The following is a 14,383-nucleotide window of genomic DNA, read 5'->3' as shown; positions in this document are numbered from 1 at the left end:
ATTCCTCTCCCTTAATGGATATTTTCGTGGTTACTTAAAGTCGATGACTTGGGTGACGAGCAGCGATTTCGGATCATCCAACGTAATTCCCAGACGTTTGCCCGACGGACTCCAGCTTAGCGGGTACACTGGATGGGGAAGCGGGTCAGCGGACGCGTAATAGGGAGCGAGCGGCGACACTTGCCCGGAGCCGGTATCAAAAATATAGACTCCATTCATCCCCGGCGCCTTCTCGGTATACACATCGAATGCCAGCTTCGCAGAATCCGGAGACCAGGATACGTAGGAGATTAGGTCTCCTTTTCCGATGAGCGTGCCCTGCAAGCGGCCAGTCGAGTCGTAGATCAGCAGTTCACTGCCTTGAAAAGCTCCCGATTGAGTAACCGTGGAGACCGCAATATATTGGCTGTCGGGCGAGATCAGAAAATTCCAGACGTCACGGATCAAGCTGACCGGCTTGGATTGACCGGGATCGAATACCTTCAAGGTCTGGTGGTTGTCGGTATAGTAAATCCGTCCGTGGCTAACGCCGAATTGCGTAAACACCTCAATGTCGGGATCCTCCAGCGCCAGCGTCGTCACCTTCCCGTCTGCCGCAGAAATTTGCCTGATATCTCCTCGGCCGTTAGGCGAACCTGCTGCCAAAATATACGTCTCTTCGTTCAGCCAGCCGCCGAGCTCCAAGTAGTTTTCTCCCGGAATCTGAATCGTATCTCCCGTCCGGAGATCCTCCACGAAATTGTCGGCCATGTATTTATCCTTCCATTTCTGAACAAAACGGTACCGGCCGTCAGGAGACGTGGTTCCCTTCACAAGCATGTAGCCGTCCATCTGCTGTCCCTCCTCTCCCGCAGGCTTGCGCGTTTCGCCGGTCACCAGGTTCACGATTGAGGCCTCGTACGCATACTCCGGTTCCTCTGTCGCCGTCCCTGCTTTGATCTGTCTGGTCGTCTCGACCTCGATCTCGTCCTCCGAAATCCAGGACTGAATGCTCGAAGCCTTAATGACATGCGTCCTGGCAACGCTAATCTCCCGGCCTTCCGATCGTGTCGGCGCGTTTACAACCGTCAATTGCCGGTTGGCGCCAACTTCAACCGCACCATCCCGGACGGGCTGCTGCTGTCCGGTTCGGTGAGCCCCGGGGTCAACGACCGTCAGCCGTTCTCCGGACGATTGGCAGGCCGTCACGGCGACGGACATCAGCGCTGCCGCCAACAGCTTGAAACCGTACTTCCCGGCGTGCTGTTTCATCAGAGGTACCTCCCGCGTTAGGGTCACAGGGGCTTGAGCGCTCCGAAACTTTTGCCCTTTACCCGGACCGTTTCCCCTGTTGACCTCAGTATAGAAAAGAGTTATCACGTAAAAATATCCGACTTGTAACGTTCTTGTAACGGCATATTCTTGTAACGGCTTCGCCAAATGCAAAAGTGCAGGCGATTTGTACGCAAATGGCGGCTGGTGGCCCTTCAAATGCAAAAATGCAGTTCATTTCGGCCGAAAACGCCACTTTTGCAGTTGGCCTTATCGCTCAGTGGCCTGCAACCGGAGTCCTTGCAACCGGATAATCCGAGGCCTGGCTACCAGAAGCCCAACGCCTAGCAGCAAACAGCCCGGCAGCGCGGCAACTCACCAGCCTATAGCCCAGCATATTGCAGCCCGCCGGCTTACAGCCCACCAGCCTACAGCCGCAATCCAGCGGCCAGGAAGCCAATAAGCCAACAGTCCAGCAGCTTAGCCGCCCAGGAGCTTATCCACCCGCCCGGGCACCATGCAAAAAAGCCCCGACTTGTTCAAGTCTGGGCTGAAACCTGCGGGATTAGCCGCCACCGTTAAGATGCGGACGTTCCAGCGGCAGTTCGATCACGAACATCGATCCTTCGGGTCCGGATGCCGTCAGGTTAACCGAGCCATGCTGCTTCTCCGCGAGGCTGCGAACGAGTGGCAGGCCTAAACCTGTCCCGCCGTGGGCTCTGGATCGGTCGCTGCTGACGGTATAGAAAGGATCGAAGATGCGGGACCATGCCTCCGGCGGAATACCGAGGCCGGTGTCCCTCACTATGATTTGCATCCGGCCGGATTCACCCGCCTCCGAGGTTACCTCATTGGACAAAAACACTTTCCCGCCGGGTCTGTTGTATTTCACGGCGTTATCCAGCAGATTGATCACCATATGCATCACGTTATCCGCATCCGCCCACACCTTGCCTTCCTGCAAGGCGGTAACGATTTGGATGCCTTGTTTCTCCGCTTTCGCCTGCAGGCGTGCCGCCGCTTCCGCGAGCAAAGGCTTCAAATCAACCGAGGCCGCATGCGTTTCGAACTCGTAGACGTCCATGGAGGAGAGCTTCAGCGATTTCTCGACCAGCGCGTATAATCGCTCCGCTTCCATGCCGATGTGACGAGACGCCTCCTCAAGAAGGGCCGGGTCGTCCCGGTACATGTCCAACAGGTCGGTGTAGGCGAGGATCGAGGTCAGCGGCGTTTTCAGCTCATGGCTGATGTTCCCGATGAACAGCTTCTGCTGTTGCTCCAGCTCCTGTAAACGGGTAACGGCCTCAAGCAGCTTGCTTTTCTCATCCGTCAGTTGGGCGTGGGTCGTAGCGATTTTTCCGCTCATTTCATAAATCCCCTGCGCCAACTCGCCTAGTTCATCCTTCCGTTGGACCGTTGGCTCATCGAGGTACTCCCCTTCCCCAATCCGCGTTGCGGCGCGGTTTAACCGCGTGATCACATGAGCTTGTCGCCAAACGTAGAGGTAGCCTAGCAGAAATCCACCGACCAGCACCGAAGCGCCAACCAGCCAGAACAATCGCCGGATCCTCGCGTAAAAAGCGTGCTGCTCCGTGAGAGACACATGAAATTGGACCGTCCCCACCGGCTGCTGATCAACCGTATAGAGCGGTGCTAGATACAACAGCCGATCCCCTTCCGTGATATAAGCCGACTGTCCTTTTGCCGTATAAGCCAGCGCATCCTGGACGTCTGCTTTCGGCTGAAACGGCAGCGAGGTGCCGGCTAGCGACCCGTCCGCTTTGTACAACGTAACGGGTAGTCCGCTTTCCGCACCTAAATCAACGGCGAGGCCTTGGCCGCTTTGTTCCATGAACGCATCCGGAGCGGGCGAGCCGCTCGTCAGCGCTTCCTGGCGGACCCGCAGATTCGCGGCCTCCGCCTCCGCTGCCAATGTTTGCTCCAGCCTCTGCCACTGGTCCTCCCGGATCCCGGCTAACACCAGGACGCTGAGCACGGCAATGACCGCAGCAAGCAGGACGGCAAGCAGCATGGCAGCCTTCCACTTCAAGCCAAACCGCCAGGACCGCCGCTTCATGTCAGTTGCTCCGCGCTTTTATAGCCGATGCCGTACACGGTTTGAATGCAATCGCTCCACGGGCCCAGCTTCTTGCGCAGCCGCTGCACGTGCATATCAACCGTTCGCGTGCCGCCGGCGAAGTCGATGTCCCACACCTGCTCCAGCAGCGCCTCCCGGGTATACACCCGCCCAGGGTGTCCAGCCAGGAGCGCCAGCAAATCGAATTCCTTCGGCGTCAGATCGATCAGGGTATCGCCAGCCTGAACCGTTCGATTGAGCAGGTTTATCGTTAGTCCACCCAGCCGAAGGGGTTCCTGCTCCTCGCCGGTATTTTCCGGGGTAGTCCGCGGGCCACGCCGCGTCAATGCTTTGACCCGAGCGACAAGTTCCCGCATATCAAACGGCTTGGTCATGTAATCGTCCGCCCCGAGCTCCAGGCCCAGCACTTTGTCAACGATGTCGTTTTTGACGGTCAACAGCAAGATCGCCGGCCGCGACGGCCGTCCCTCCAACTTACGGCATACTTCGTATCCGCTTAGCTTCGGCATCATGACGTCGAGCACCATGACCTCCGGTCTGAACATTTCGACGCGGTCCAGCGCCTCTTGCCCGTCCGCCGCCGTCTCCACCGTATACCCTTCCCGCCGCAGCGCATAAGACACCGCTCCTGAAATACTCGCCTCGTCATCCACTACAAGCACTTTGGTCATGCGACAACTCCTTCTCGTACTACAAGCTTAAGAAGTAATGGTAAAACGCCGTATCCCGCTCGTACCCGATTGTTTCATACAAGCGCTGAGCCCGGACGTTGGTCATGGCCGTCGACAGTTCCAGGCCTTTGGCATCCGTTTGCCGGGCGTGGGATTTCGCCGCTTCCAAGAGCAGCTTCGCCGCGCCTTGGTTCCGGTATTCCTCCCGCACGTACAAATCGTTTAAAATCCAAACCCGTTTCATCGAAATGGAGGAAAAAGACGGATAGAGTTGCGTAAACCCGACCGCGCCCCCGCTGACCGGCTCAATGGCCAGAAAGACGACGGATTCGCGCCGACCCAACCGTTCCTCCAAAAACTGCCGGGCTCCTGTTCATAAAATAAGCGATATTCGTCAAACAACCGAGCCAATGGTTCCAGATCCCCGAGCTCCGCTTGACGTACAATGAGCAGTGTATGGTTCATAGGTACATCTCCTTCATGGATGATAGATTCAATCGTTAAAGTCGCCGGCGATTAGCGAGAGCTCAAGCTATACCGCCCCAATCACCGGTTACTTCCCAGCTCAAGCAGCCGGCTAAGCTGCCACTGCCGCTCCAGCTCGGTTTTCGCCTTGGCCGCTTCCGCATCGCCCGCGGCGTAGGCCATCGCCTTGGCGGCGTAGGTGGCGCTATGCGCCGCGTGGCCCGCCACATGCGCGGTTGCCGCCGCGTGGCCGGCAGCACGGGCCGCAGCGCTGGCGGAGGCATGGCCGGCTTCGCGCGCCGCATGATGCGCCGCAAACGCCGCCGCGCGCGCCGCGGCCATGCTCACTTCGCCGCGCACCCAAGCCCGCGCGGCTTCGATCGCCAATCGCGGCCGCTGATCCCCCGGCCGCTCCGCCTCGAAGCTGGCCAGCACGCGATCGGCGCAATCCGCCGCCCATAACGCCAACGTTCGCTGGTCCGTCTGCTCCGCCTGGTTTGCGATGGATCGCTTGATTTTCGTGTCGACAAACTTCCTGGATTCCAATGTGGATTTTCCCCTTTCCCCCAGAACACAGCGAGGCGAATATACCCCAGTAGAAAATAAATAGGCTAGTCTCGGCTAACGCCGCATACGATCATATAATTTATATATGCCGACGCCCAACAGAAAACCCGCCGTGTTCAGAATCATATCGTCGACGTCGAAGCTGCCCCTCTTAAGTACCAGCTGCAAAACCTCCAGAATCGCAACCCCCAGCAAAAAAAGAGAAAGCAGCCGCCGCAGCTTTCCTCCAGGCACGATCGGCATCAAGAGGCCGAATGGCACGAACACGCCGATATTCCCGATCATGTTGATGAGCCAACGGCTCGACATCAAGTCCCCTGACCGAAGAAATTGGCGGATCGTAAAAAAAGGCTTCACATTGTACATATAGGTATCTTGCGGGGCTCGGCCGAAACCAAACAGCATCCAGTAGGCCAGCAATAAGGTATACCCTGCGAGCGCAAGCAAGGCCCACCTTCTATCTTGCGGTTTCACCTTCAACTACCTCTTTCCAATCTGGTCAAATAACAGTTGATAGTACTCGTCCGAATTGGGCGTAAAATCCGTGAGCCGCCATTTGGCCTGTTCTTCCGTCAGCCCCCCGCTGGCCTCGTCCACGTAAACTCCGGTTGACGTCAGCTGGTCGCGTTCCCCGCGGCGCAGCTCCTGAAAGGCCCGCATGCCAACCCAATAAAGCCCCGTCAGCTCCTCGGTCTGGATGCGGTAATCGACTAAAGGCCGTTCGCTTTCGTAGAGAAATACATGGTTCAACTCGCGGTCGATCAAATGGGGCGAAAGGATATGCTCCTGCGCCACCCTGCCGATATAGGTTAGGTCCTCTACCGCTACCGCTAAGCCGAGCTCCTCCTCCAGTTCGCGGACCCCGTCCCTTGCGTCTTCTCCGGCTTGGAGATGCCCTGCACAAGATGTATCCAGCAGCGAAGGGAACACGTCTTTGTTGGGATGACGCCGTTGAAATAGGAGATCGATTTGTCCCTTGGCATCCCGTTTCATGATCCAGCAATGAAAGGTTTGATGCCACAGCCCTTTCGCATGCACCTCTTGTCTGGAGGCGGTGCCCAGTTTCATCATATCCTTGGTCCAGATGTCAAAAAATTCGGTTTCGCTCATGCTGTCCTCCAAGTAGCTTCGTTCTCATGACTTCGTCTTCACGCTTGATGCCCGCCTCCGAGAAGCACATCCTTATATAAAACGGTGAGCTCGCGCAAAATTTCCAGGCTTTCCTCCGCCCGTTCCGTCTCCAAGCCGTGGTTGGCACCGGGAATGGCCACAACCTTAAGCCGGTTTGACGCCGTCAGGCGGCTTGCCAGTTCGGCCGGAAACAAATCATCCTTCGTGCCGTAAACAACAACCGCTCGAGTTTCCTGGATATACGGGAGGGTATCGGGGATCGGAGTCAAGTAGATATGCCGTATGTCCGCTCCCGCGCCCAGCTGGCGATGGACTTCCCCGGCCACGACCGTTCCCAGGCTTTTGCTGATGAACACGATCTCTTCATAGCTGCCGATCAACTGCTGTACCGCGCGTTCGCTATCTTCGATGATCTTCGGAATCTCCCGGTATTCCAGCTCCGTTCGGGCTGCCTGATAACCGTACTCCAATGCCAGGATATCATATCCGCACTCCCGGGCGGCAAGACCGGCATAGTGCAGCGTCGGCTTATCGCAGGAGTAATTCTTCCCGGGGAACAAAACGACCAGCTTCCGATTCGTCTCTGCGACCTGAACGTATCTCACGCTGATCTCCACGTTCCAACGGGGAGGAAATTTCATAAGGGTTGCTTTCATGCCTGCCCCGCTCCTCTCGGCTTTACGGTAATCTCAATCCATTATAGCTGAAACCGCTCCTGAATCATTCGGGCCACCTCGTCCGGTGGGCAGGTGGTATTGTTGATCCTGATATAGTTCGGTTTCCGTATTTCGCCGTCAAAAGAGTTCAGCCGATATTTCTCCAGGGTTTGAAGGAGGTCCTTTTCCGAGCGGGCCACATTTCTTTTGGTCGGTTTGTGCAGCAGGCGATGGGGATCACGGTTGCGGATCAACCGTTCTTCCAGATCGGCCTCTAGTTCCACATAGTACACTTCTCCGCCTTGGGCTTCGAAAATCCGGCTGATGTGTTCAATATATTCTCCGTCGGCCGGCAGGTCAAACGCCCAAACATAGGTGAAAATCAGCCCGGGCAAGTCGCTTTTCGCTACCTCCTCAAAGATTTCCTCCCGGAATAAACCGACCAGCCGCTTGCCGGCGGGAGAACCGTAGTCGAAAAATTGCGAGACCAACTCAATCGTCATATGATTGTGAAACAGCTTTAGACCGGTAAGCTTCTCCAACTCCTGGCCCACCGTCATCTTTCCCACAGCCTGCGGGCCGAAAATAATCACCAGCTCCATCTATGCCGTCTCCCCCTCCGCATATAGTTTGACCCGGCTCGTCTTAAGCGTTGGCCGGGCCATGAAGCATCAGGCATCTTAGTCGCGGCGGGGCAGCTTCGCATCCAGATAGGTCGTCTGGCAATCGTCCCGCAGCAATTCCATGTAGATTTCGTCGAAATACGCATGATTCACGTAGTAGCTTTGCGAACGGCGGCCGAACTCGCGGAACCCGGCTTTTTCGTAGCATCGGACGGCCTGTTGGTTGAACTCGAATACGCGCAGCATGATGTTGTTCAGGTTCAGGATCTTGAATCCGTATTCGCAAATGAGTTGCAACGCCTCGGTTCCGTACCCTTGCCCCCGCTGCTCCTCATCTCCCAAGAAGATCCCGACCTCTGCCACTCTGCGGATCGGATCGATGGCAAACAACGAGCAGTTGCCAAGCAATTGGTCCCCGTCCAGCCGGACGATCGCGAAATGTTGGCCTTCTTTGGCCATATCGTCCAGCAAGCTCTGTTCCCGCGGCAACCCGAACACTTCCCGGGAAGCCCCTAGTCTAATGGATACAGAGAGGTCATTGATCCACCGGGTATAAGTCTCTACATCCTCTGGATTCACGGGGGACAAATACAGTTTGGATCCCACCAGCTTCTTGAAATACTTCATCAGTAATCTCCCTTTCTCTCCCGAACTTTGATCACCTTCGTACCAGCGACAACTTCGTGTCAGGTCCGGTTTCCCTTAGTGGAAAATAATATCACAAGATAAATCAACATGATACCGTTAGGCAGGTAAATCCATTCCGAACGGACCGGCGTTTCCACGCTCCACCAGGGTTCGGGCACCAGGATGATCCCATGGGTCAACAGGCGAGTTTCATGTCTCACCTGCCGATCCTTTTTTATGCAAGATACGCTTTACGTTCTTCGATTTGACTCCGGTGATGATGATCATGCCCAATAAAATCGCGCAGGTAGGATTCGACCGTAAAATCCCCATAGGATCTACTGAACTTCTCCTCGTCCAAGCCCTCAATCGTCTCGATGATCAAGCGGCGATATTTCACGGCAAGCTCGATTAATTCCGACTTCGTTATCGAGCGTCCGAACTCCGCGGCATCACGGTTGAATGCGTCAAAATCCAGATCCTGAAGCGAAATGGGTTGATCCTGCGAGATGGGCTGGATGGCCTTATCCCAGAAATATTTATCCCACATCATCAAGTGGCTGACCAAGCCGTGAACGGACCATTTGCCTTCGCCGATGGGCTTTGTCCAATCCAATGACGCAATATCATGGACGTAGCTAGTCCACTCGCGGAATTGGTTTAATAAATCATCTTTAGTAGCTTGCGTTGTCATTCTTTGACCTCCCCCTCATCCTCAAACTCTCTTGCTAAAATCGAATACTGATACGAATCCCGCCAGCTCCCCTGATGCCAGCGATGTTCCCGAAAATGTCCTTCATATCGCATCCCAAGCTTTTGCATCACTTTGGCGGACTCCGCATTATCCGGCCGGCAGGTCGCATAGATCCGGTGCAGCCCCAGATCCCGGAAGCCCATGCGCACCATGGCTCGTGCCGCTTCCGTTGCGTAACCCTGTCCCCAGAATGACCGATTAAAGCAGTAACCAAGCTCGGCTTGTCGATACCCCACCAGGAACAGGCCGCAGCCGCCGATCAACTGACCGGTCGCTTGGAGAACCACAGCAAGATCATACGTTTCGCGCGGCACGAGGTCTTGCTTCTGGATCACTTGCCTCAAGTAGTCCTGCGTCTCCTCCGCGGAATTCGGCCCCCAGAGCATATGCTCCACCACCAACGGATCGGAGGCATAAGCGTGTACCGCCTGTTCATCCTCCCGCGTAAACTCCTTAAGCCGTAGACGTTCCGTGTTCAATTCCACCTTTCTGCCCCCCCCCCGTTCATTTCAGTTCTAAAGCCATGTAATCCTCGTCAAAATATGCCCCTTCCCATTTCAAGGCTCTCCGTTCGGTTCCATAGACCTGAAACCCGATCGATTCGTAGAGCCGGCGAGCCAAACCGTTTGCGGATACTACGGTTAAATTCAGCTGCTCCAACCCGTCCATCTGCTTGGCTCTAACAAGGAGTTCCCGCATCAGCGCTTTGCCTATCCCTTTGCCTCGCATCTCGGGGGTAACGTACAGACCAAACACAGCCCCTTTATGCCGTGTTTTTAGGGAGTTCTCCCGAATAAAAGCAACGATCCCCGTTAAGGTCCCGTGATCGTCGAACGCGCCCAGCACGAATCGGTCTTCGTTGGGTTTGATGCGATCCGCTACAGTTTCGATCGAAAAAGCCGCTTCCCGCTCGAAGGTCGAGCCGAAGGCTTCCGGACTCTCCTGCAAACCTTGCAATCGAAGGGATTGATAGATTGCCGCATCTCTCTCCTCCAATAATTGCAGTTTCATCGCGTTTCCCCCGTTCTATCCTTGGTTGATACAAGAATACCAGAACCGATGTCATTTGAAAAACCTGCCAAAATAACAGTTGTAAATTCAACCTTTAAATGGTAATCTATGTAATGATAGCGCTATCAAATAAATCGAAACCGGTTTAGTATGAACGTCGCACGTGGCAGGTTAGCCCAAACCATTCATTTTTGAAAGGAGCGAATTCATGATGCTAAAACGCGGTAAACCGATTCTCCTCTTTCTGTTGCTTACCCTCCTGGTCGTTTTTGTCCCTGCACCCGAAACCACAAGCGCGGCTCCCAATTGGAAGCTGGTCTGGAGCGACGAATTTAACGGTTCTTCACTTAACCGTGCTTACTGGACTCCCGAAATTGGCACAGGTACGAACGGTTGGGGGAACAACGAGCTTCAGTATTATACCGACCGGCCGCAAAACGTGCAGGTCACTGGCGGCAATCTGGTGATCACCGCCCAGCGGGAAAATTATGAAGGAAGAAATTATACCTCGGCGCGAATCAAAACCCAAGGCTTAAAGAACTTCACGTACGGCAAAATTGAAGCCCGGATCAAGCTTCCGACTGGACAAGGCCTATGGCCGGCGTTCTGGATGCTGGGACAGAACATCACTTCGGTCAACTGGCCTTATTGCGGCGAAATCGACATTATGGAACGCGTAAACCATAACGCGTTCGTCAACGGCACCGTCCATTGGGACGCAAACGGATACGCCTCTTACGGCCGGACCTCCGGCAATCTGGATTTCTCCCAATTCCATACGTACACCGTGGAGTGGGACTCCAGTTATATTCGTTGGTTCGTCGATGGTGTCCAGTATAATGAATTCTATATCGCAAACGGAACCGGGAATACGGAAGAATTCCAGAAGCCGTTCTTCCTCCTGCTGAATCTGGCCGTCGGCGGCAATTGGCCGGGCAGCCCGGACGGTTCCACGCCTTTCCCGGCGCAGATGCTCGTGGATTATGTTCGCGTTTATCAGGATCAAGCGGGTTCCTCGCCAACCCTTGAGAACGGCGCGGTTTATACCATTGCCTCCAAAGCCAGCGGCAAGGTACTGGACGTCGTAGACGTCTCCACCGCGGACGGGGCCAAAATCCAGCAGTGGACCAACTATAGCGCGGGCAATCAACGCTTCCGGTTGGATAGCACGGGCGACGGCTACTACAAGCTGACTGCCGTCCATAGCGGCAAGGTGCTGGACGTGCCAAGCGCCAGCACGGCCACCGGCGTGCAACTGCAGCAGTGGACCGATAACGGCACCGACGCGCAACGTTGGCGAATCGTGGATGCAGGCGGTGGATATTTCAAGCTGGTATCCAAAGCGAGCGGTTTGGCGATGGATGTGTCCGGCGCCTCGACCACGGACGGCGCGGCAATCCAGCAGTGGACGGACAACGGCACGGATGCGCAGAAGTGGATGTTTACGAAGGTAAACTAAGCGGGAGTTTCGGATTCGAAGGGGCGGAATGGGTTTCCGCCCTTTTTCAGGTTGGCTCATGATTGTCGAGGAAACGCTGGACTCTCAGGCTGGCTGGAATATGCCCGATCCCCAGGATCAGGCTGCAAACCAGCAGAGGGACGGAATGCAGCATTAGCGAAGCGCTCATGAAATACAGGACCGGCATGATCGCCATCGGCACCGGAATCCCCAATATTGACGCGAATAATAAGCGGTACTGCCGATCGCCGCGAAGGTAACGTAACCAGCCGATGACATAAAGCCCGAAGCTGAGGAGCATCAGCACGAGAGCGATCCGTTCAAGATTGCCTTCCACTCGTACGGCCGAGAACAACGGCAGGACCACGACCCCCGCCCGTCCGATGCCTTCGGCGACTTTATAGAGCAAGCTTTCTTTGAGAACCTTCACCCCGGGCATCGACTTTGGAGGCCACACCATAAACAATAAATTAGGCAATAACATCACTGCCGGAATCAGTAAACTGGTCACATGCACCATGGGTTAAGCCCGCCTCTCTCCATACATATCATCCAGCTTAGCAAAATAGAGCTTGCGGGGATATGACTTGCGTCCCTTCGCTCACGCTCTGTCGACGACTTGGATGGAGTGATTTCGGCGAATCAGCTCGTCGATGAATTTCTCCTGTTCCGCCGGCGAGATAACGACGCTGCCCAGGACGCCGGTCCGGTAATGGATTTCGATCGCATCCCGAGAGAAGATGAGCCGATACCCCACCCAGATGTTCGGATGCCGCGTAATCCGGGTGATCTCCTCGAAGCGAATTTTCGAACGGAACATCCCACCTTTGACGAACAAAACATCCTCTTGGATGACATAAGAGATATCAATGGCCAGCCAAGCCAGCAGTGCGGTGACGAGCGCATCAGGCAGAATCAAGCCAACAAGTCCGCCCGGCGTTAACGCTTGCGGATCGAGAAGCAGCGGCCAAAGAATGACCAGATTCGCCACCAAAATCAACGCCAGCCACAGACAAACGAACAACGGGTCCCGTTTCGTTTTGAATCGCATAGCATCCCTCCTGCAAACCTGTTCAACTTCATTCTCTTGAAACTCCTCCGGCTTTACCTGGGAGTCGCGTTCCTCATCCGTATCATCGAATAAGACACCGTCGAATTCAACACACCATCAACCATTGGCCAGAGCGACGGCGTCACCCTCAGCTCAATGCCCTCTTGGACCAGGGTCTGAACCAGATCGTCGATCTGGTCTACGGCAACCGCTTGAACCGGTTCAGTTGCGGTGTAGTAACCGGCATTTACGTCCTGTAATTGAAAAGGGCCGGATTCAAAGCGATACCGGTAAATCCTTCCCCGCCTCACCCGATCGTACCAGCCCGCTTCAATCGCAATGATCCGCGAGGTCTCCGAAAGTCCAAAGAAACGTTCACGATCGCTTGCCGTCGTCCCCTCTCCGCACCATAAACAAATTCTCGGGCAATCCCGAGGAAAATAATAGTGCGGGGCATGCTCCTCATCAATCGTCCATACCATGGCCGGAGCGGAAGGCGGTTCGGACGGTATACGCCTCGGTACGAATTCCCGAATATCCCGCTCCTCGCTGAAATGGTAGAGTCTCATGGAGACGCCTCCTTTCCTCCTTCCCCAAATGCCAGTTCTCCGGCAATCGCTTGGGCCTCTGCCGAAGTATGGGCCGGGCCGGCAATATCCGCGTCATTCAATCCAAATCGGGCATTTAATTCCGGGAGTTTCAAATAAATTTTATCCAGCTTGTTCGAGGTTATGATCGATCCCGCTGTCCGGATGTCCTGAGGATCTTCCGAACGGATCAGGGCGAAAAAACCGTCTTGATCTTCTTTTAAGGTGATATCATACTTTAACCCTTCATTGACTCGCAGCTCTCCAATAAACACGTCACGCCCGAACAGGTTCGGGACCCTCTCTCCTTCTATCGATACCACGACTTGATGTTCAAATGCCGGATCGAGCGCGTATAGGGTGCTGGGGATCGTTTGCTTCACCTCGTGGGGCCGTTGGTATTCATAAAGCCCGAGGAGCACCAAAAATGCCGTCGCGATCAAGACAAGCCAACCTCTTACGTTCTTCAATAGGTACCCCTCCAGATCAGGAATTTCTATATATATCCAAACCTTACCCTCCCCATAACCGCCTGGAATGAGATAATAGCAGTAAATAGTTATTCATTCATATCATATGGGGGTAGTTTATTGAACGCACACACGATTCGTCAAATGCGTAAACCGGACGATTACAACGCGGCAGCCGAACTTCTGAACTTCATCGCATCGGAGCCCACGACCGGGAAGCTATTGGAGGAAGAAGACGCCAAAATTCCGCCGGGCCAGCTGGATTATAACGAAGAAGGGAAACTGACGGGCTGGGATCATCCTAAATGGGTAGCCGAAGACGAGCAGGGGCAGGTCATCGCTTATGCGCATGCTTGGCGCGCTCCTTGGACGGAGCCAGGCGACCTGACGCTTAACCTGGTCGTACACCCGGAGAAGCGGGGAACCGGCGTAGGCCGCGCCATCTACAATGAAGTCCGCCGCTGGTCCGCCGAAGTGAAGGCCTCACGACTGATTACTTTTATGAAGGATAACGATGCCGCTTCTCTGGCATTTGCGGAGCGCAGAGGGTACGTCCAGGAGCGGCACCTGTTCGAATCCGTACTGGATTTGGCGGCTTTCGAAGGCGGCAATCTGATGGACGCGATTCCTGCGGCCCGGCGGACCGGCGTCGAATTCGTCACCTTGGCCGACGAACCCGGCGAAGCCAACGAGCGGAAGCTGCATGCGCTTTACCAGGCGACACACCTGGATATCCCCGGATTCTCCGGAAGCTTCCCTTGGTTCGAAGAGTGGAAAAAATGGAGTATCGACCAGCCCGGCGTCCGTCCCGAATGGATCCATATCGCCAAAGACGGGGAACGATACGTCGGTGTCGCGACGCTGCAGCAAAACGAGCAAACACAGGCGATGTACCACGAGTTCACCGGCGTGCTCCGGGAATACCGCGTCCCAAACCTTCGTTTGCTCCCGGGCCTCGTGCT

19 protein-coding genes are annotated in these 14,383 nt (G+C 55.2%); 2 read left to right on the top strand and 17 right to left on the bottom strand.

All coding sequences use genetic code 11. The annotated features are described in order from the left end of the window. Positions 1–30: 30 nt before the first annotated feature. The 13 genes from MJ257_RS03960 to MJ257_RS03900 all read right to left on the bottom strand — a co-directional run bounded on the left by MJ257_RS03960 (position 31) and on the right by MJ257_RS03900 (position 9,854). On the bottom strand, positions 31–1,251 hold the full coding sequence (locus tag MJ257_RS03960; RefSeq protein WP_240268015.1) for a WD40 repeat domain-containing protein: 1,221 nt from the start codon (positions 1,249–1,251) through the stop codon (positions 31–33). Positions 1,252–1,816: 565 nt separating this feature from the next. Next, positions 1,817–3,328: a sensor histidine kinase gene (locus MJ257_RS03955; protein ID WP_240268014.1), complete on the bottom strand. Its 1,512-nt coding sequence runs from the start codon at positions 3,326–3,328 to the stop codon at positions 1,817–1,819. After that, positions 3,325–4,020: a response regulator transcription factor gene (locus MJ257_RS03950; protein ID WP_240268013.1), complete on the bottom strand. Its 696-nt coding sequence runs from the start codon at positions 4,018–4,020 to the stop codon at positions 3,325–3,327. The genes MJ257_RS03955 and MJ257_RS03950 overlap by 4 nt, the downstream gene beginning before the upstream one ends. A 19-nt stretch (positions 4,021–4,039) precedes the next feature. Continuing rightward, a complete protein-coding gene (locus MJ257_RS03945; RefSeq protein ID WP_308193152.1) occupies positions 4,040–4,375 on the bottom strand; it encodes a GNAT family N-acetyltransferase in 336 nt (111 codons plus the stop codon). Positions 4,376–4,566: 191 nt separating this feature from the next. Continuing rightward, entirely contained in the window at positions 4,567–5,031 is a 465-nt protein-coding gene (locus MJ257_RS03940) for a putative immunity protein (protein ID WP_240268012.1), read from the bottom strand. 75 nt (positions 5,032–5,106) lie between these two features. After that, the gene (locus MJ257_RS03935; protein ID WP_240268011.1) at positions 5,107–5,526 is read right to left on the bottom strand and encodes a VanZ family protein; all 420 of its coding nucleotides are present in this window, start codon (positions 5,524–5,526) and stop codon (positions 5,107–5,109) included. Positions 5,527–5,532: 6 nt separating this feature from the next. Beyond that, the gene (locus MJ257_RS03930) at positions 5,533–6,162 is read right to left on the bottom strand and encodes an NUDIX hydrolase (RefSeq protein WP_240268010.1); all 630 of its coding nucleotides are present in this window, start codon (positions 6,160–6,162) and stop codon (positions 5,533–5,535) included. A 38-nt stretch (positions 6,163–6,200) separates the two neighbouring features. Beyond that, positions 6,201–6,839, bottom strand: a complete 639-nt coding sequence (locus MJ257_RS03925; RefSeq protein WP_240268009.1) for an alpha/beta fold hydrolase — start codon at positions 6,837–6,839, stop codon at positions 6,201–6,203. 41 nt (positions 6,840–6,880) lie between these two features. Beyond that, on the bottom strand, positions 6,881–7,441 hold the full coding sequence (locus tag MJ257_RS03920) for a DEAD/DEAH box helicase family protein (RefSeq protein WP_240268008.1): 561 nt from the start codon (positions 7,439–7,441) through the stop codon (positions 6,881–6,883). A gap of 78 nt (positions 7,442–7,519) precedes the next feature. Further along, positions 7,520–8,089, bottom strand: a complete 570-nt coding sequence (locus tag MJ257_RS03915) for a GNAT family N-acetyltransferase (RefSeq protein WP_240268007.1) — start codon at positions 8,087–8,089, stop codon at positions 7,520–7,522. Positions 8,090–8,324: 235 nt separating this feature from the next. Next, positions 8,325–8,783 carry a DinB family protein gene (locus MJ257_RS03910; protein WP_240268006.1) on the bottom strand — a complete coding sequence of 153 codons (459 nt, stop codon included), beginning with the start codon at positions 8,781–8,783 and terminating at the stop codon, positions 8,325–8,327. Next, a complete protein-coding gene (locus tag MJ257_RS03905) occupies positions 8,780–9,328 on the bottom strand; it encodes a GNAT family N-acetyltransferase (protein ID WP_240268005.1) in 549 nt (182 codons plus the stop codon). Before MJ257_RS03905 ends, MJ257_RS03910 begins: the two co-directional genes overlap by 4 nt. A gap of 19 nt (positions 9,329–9,347) precedes the next feature. Continuing rightward, complete coding sequence (locus tag MJ257_RS03900; protein ID WP_240268004.1) at positions 9,348–9,854, bottom strand: GNAT family N-acetyltransferase; 507 nt, start codon at positions 9,852–9,854, stop codon at positions 9,348–9,350. A 208-nt stretch (positions 9,855–10,062) separates the two neighbouring features. Here MJ257_RS03900 and MJ257_RS03895 point away from each other — a divergent pair, with 208 nt between their 5' ends. Beyond that, positions 10,063–11,313 carry an RICIN domain-containing protein gene (locus MJ257_RS03895; protein ID WP_372489738.1) on the top strand — a complete coding sequence of 417 codons (1,251 nt, stop codon included), beginning with the start codon at positions 10,063–10,065 and terminating at the stop codon, positions 11,311–11,313. 46 nt (positions 11,314–11,359) lie between these two features. Here the strand turns inward: MJ257_RS03895 and MJ257_RS03890 are convergent, their stop codons facing one another. From MJ257_RS03890 to MJ257_RS03875, 4 genes are all read right to left on the bottom strand, one after another. Next, the gene (locus MJ257_RS03890) at positions 11,360–11,824 is read right to left on the bottom strand and encodes a hypothetical protein (RefSeq protein ID WP_240268003.1); all 465 of its coding nucleotides are present in this window, start codon (positions 11,822–11,824) and stop codon (positions 11,360–11,362) included. Positions 11,825–11,914: 90 nt separating this feature from the next. Further along, positions 11,915–12,364: a PH domain-containing protein gene (locus MJ257_RS03885; protein WP_240268002.1), complete on the bottom strand. Its 450-nt coding sequence runs from the start codon at positions 12,362–12,364 to the stop codon at positions 11,915–11,917. A gap of 53 nt (positions 12,365–12,417) precedes the next feature. After that, entirely contained in the window at positions 12,418–12,933 is a 516-nt protein-coding gene (locus MJ257_RS03880; RefSeq protein WP_240268001.1) for a DUF6886 family protein, read from the bottom strand. After that, positions 12,930–13,421, bottom strand: a complete 492-nt coding sequence (locus MJ257_RS03875) for a hypothetical protein (RefSeq protein WP_240268000.1) — start codon at positions 13,419–13,421, stop codon at positions 12,930–12,932. Before MJ257_RS03875 ends, MJ257_RS03880 begins: the two co-directional genes overlap by 4 nt. 120 nt (positions 13,422–13,541) lie before the next feature. On the opposite strand from MJ257_RS03875, the gene MJ257_RS03870 reads away from it, so the two are divergent. Further along, a partial coding sequence (locus tag MJ257_RS03870; RefSeq protein ID WP_240267999.1) for a GNAT family N-acetyltransferase occupies positions 13,542–14,383 on the top strand: 842 nt, incomplete at its 3' end.

Source organism: Paenibacillus timonensis (assembly GCF_022427145.1).
GTDB lineage: Bacteria > Bacillota > Bacilli > Paenibacillales > Paenibacillaceae > Fontibacillus > Fontibacillus timonensis.
The sequence above is the reverse complement of the archived record's forward strand: the minus strand, read 5'-3'. Positions and strand labels throughout refer to the sequence as shown.

What these genes read in the sequence shown, in the direction of transcription:
- MJ257_RS03960 (WP_240268015.1), bottom strand. Translation starts at nt 1,251, where the DNA reads ATGAAACAGCACGCCGGGAAGTACGGTTTCAAGCTGTTGGCGGCAGCG.
- MJ257_RS03955 (WP_240268014.1), bottom strand. Translation starts at nt 3,328, where the DNA reads ATGAAGCGGCGGTCCTGGCGGTTTGGCTTGAAGTGGAAGGCTGCCATG.
- MJ257_RS03950 (WP_240268013.1), bottom strand. Translation starts at nt 4,020, where the DNA reads ATGACCAAAGTGCTTGTAGTGGATGACGAGGCGAGTATTTCAGGAGCG.
- MJ257_RS03930 (WP_240268010.1), bottom strand. Translation starts at nt 6,162, where the DNA reads ATGAGCGAAACCGAATTTTTTGACATCTGGACCAAGGATATGATGAAA.
- MJ257_RS03925 (WP_240268009.1), bottom strand. Translation starts at nt 6,839, where the DNA reads ATGAAAGCAACCCTTATGAAATTTCCTCCCCGTTGGAACGTGGAGATC.
- MJ257_RS03920 (WP_240268008.1), bottom strand. Translation starts at nt 7,441, where the DNA reads ATGGAGCTGGTGATTATTTTCGGCCCGCAGGCTGTGGGAAAGATGACG.
- MJ257_RS03915 (WP_240268007.1), bottom strand. Translation starts at nt 8,089, where the DNA reads ATGAAGTATTTCAAGAAGCTGGTGGGATCCAAACTGTATTTGTCCCCC.
- MJ257_RS03910 (WP_240268006.1), bottom strand. Translation starts at nt 8,783, where the DNA reads ATGACAACGCAAGCTACTAAAGATGATTTATTAAACCAATTCCGCGAG.
- MJ257_RS03900 (WP_240268004.1), bottom strand. Translation starts at nt 9,854, where the DNA reads ATGAAACTGCAATTATTGGAGGAGAGAGATGCGGCAATCTATCAATCC.
- MJ257_RS03895 (WP_372489738.1), top strand. Translation starts at nt 10,063, where the DNA reads ATGATGCTAAAACGCGGTAAACCGATTCTCCTCTTTCTGTTGCTTACC.
- MJ257_RS03885 (WP_240268002.1), bottom strand. Translation starts at nt 12,364, where the DNA reads ATGCGATTCAAAACGAAACGGGACCCGTTGTTCGTTTGTCTGTGGCTG.
- MJ257_RS03880 (WP_240268001.1), bottom strand. Translation starts at nt 12,933, where the DNA reads ATGAGACTCTACCATTTCAGCGAGGAGCGGGATATTCGGGAATTCGTA.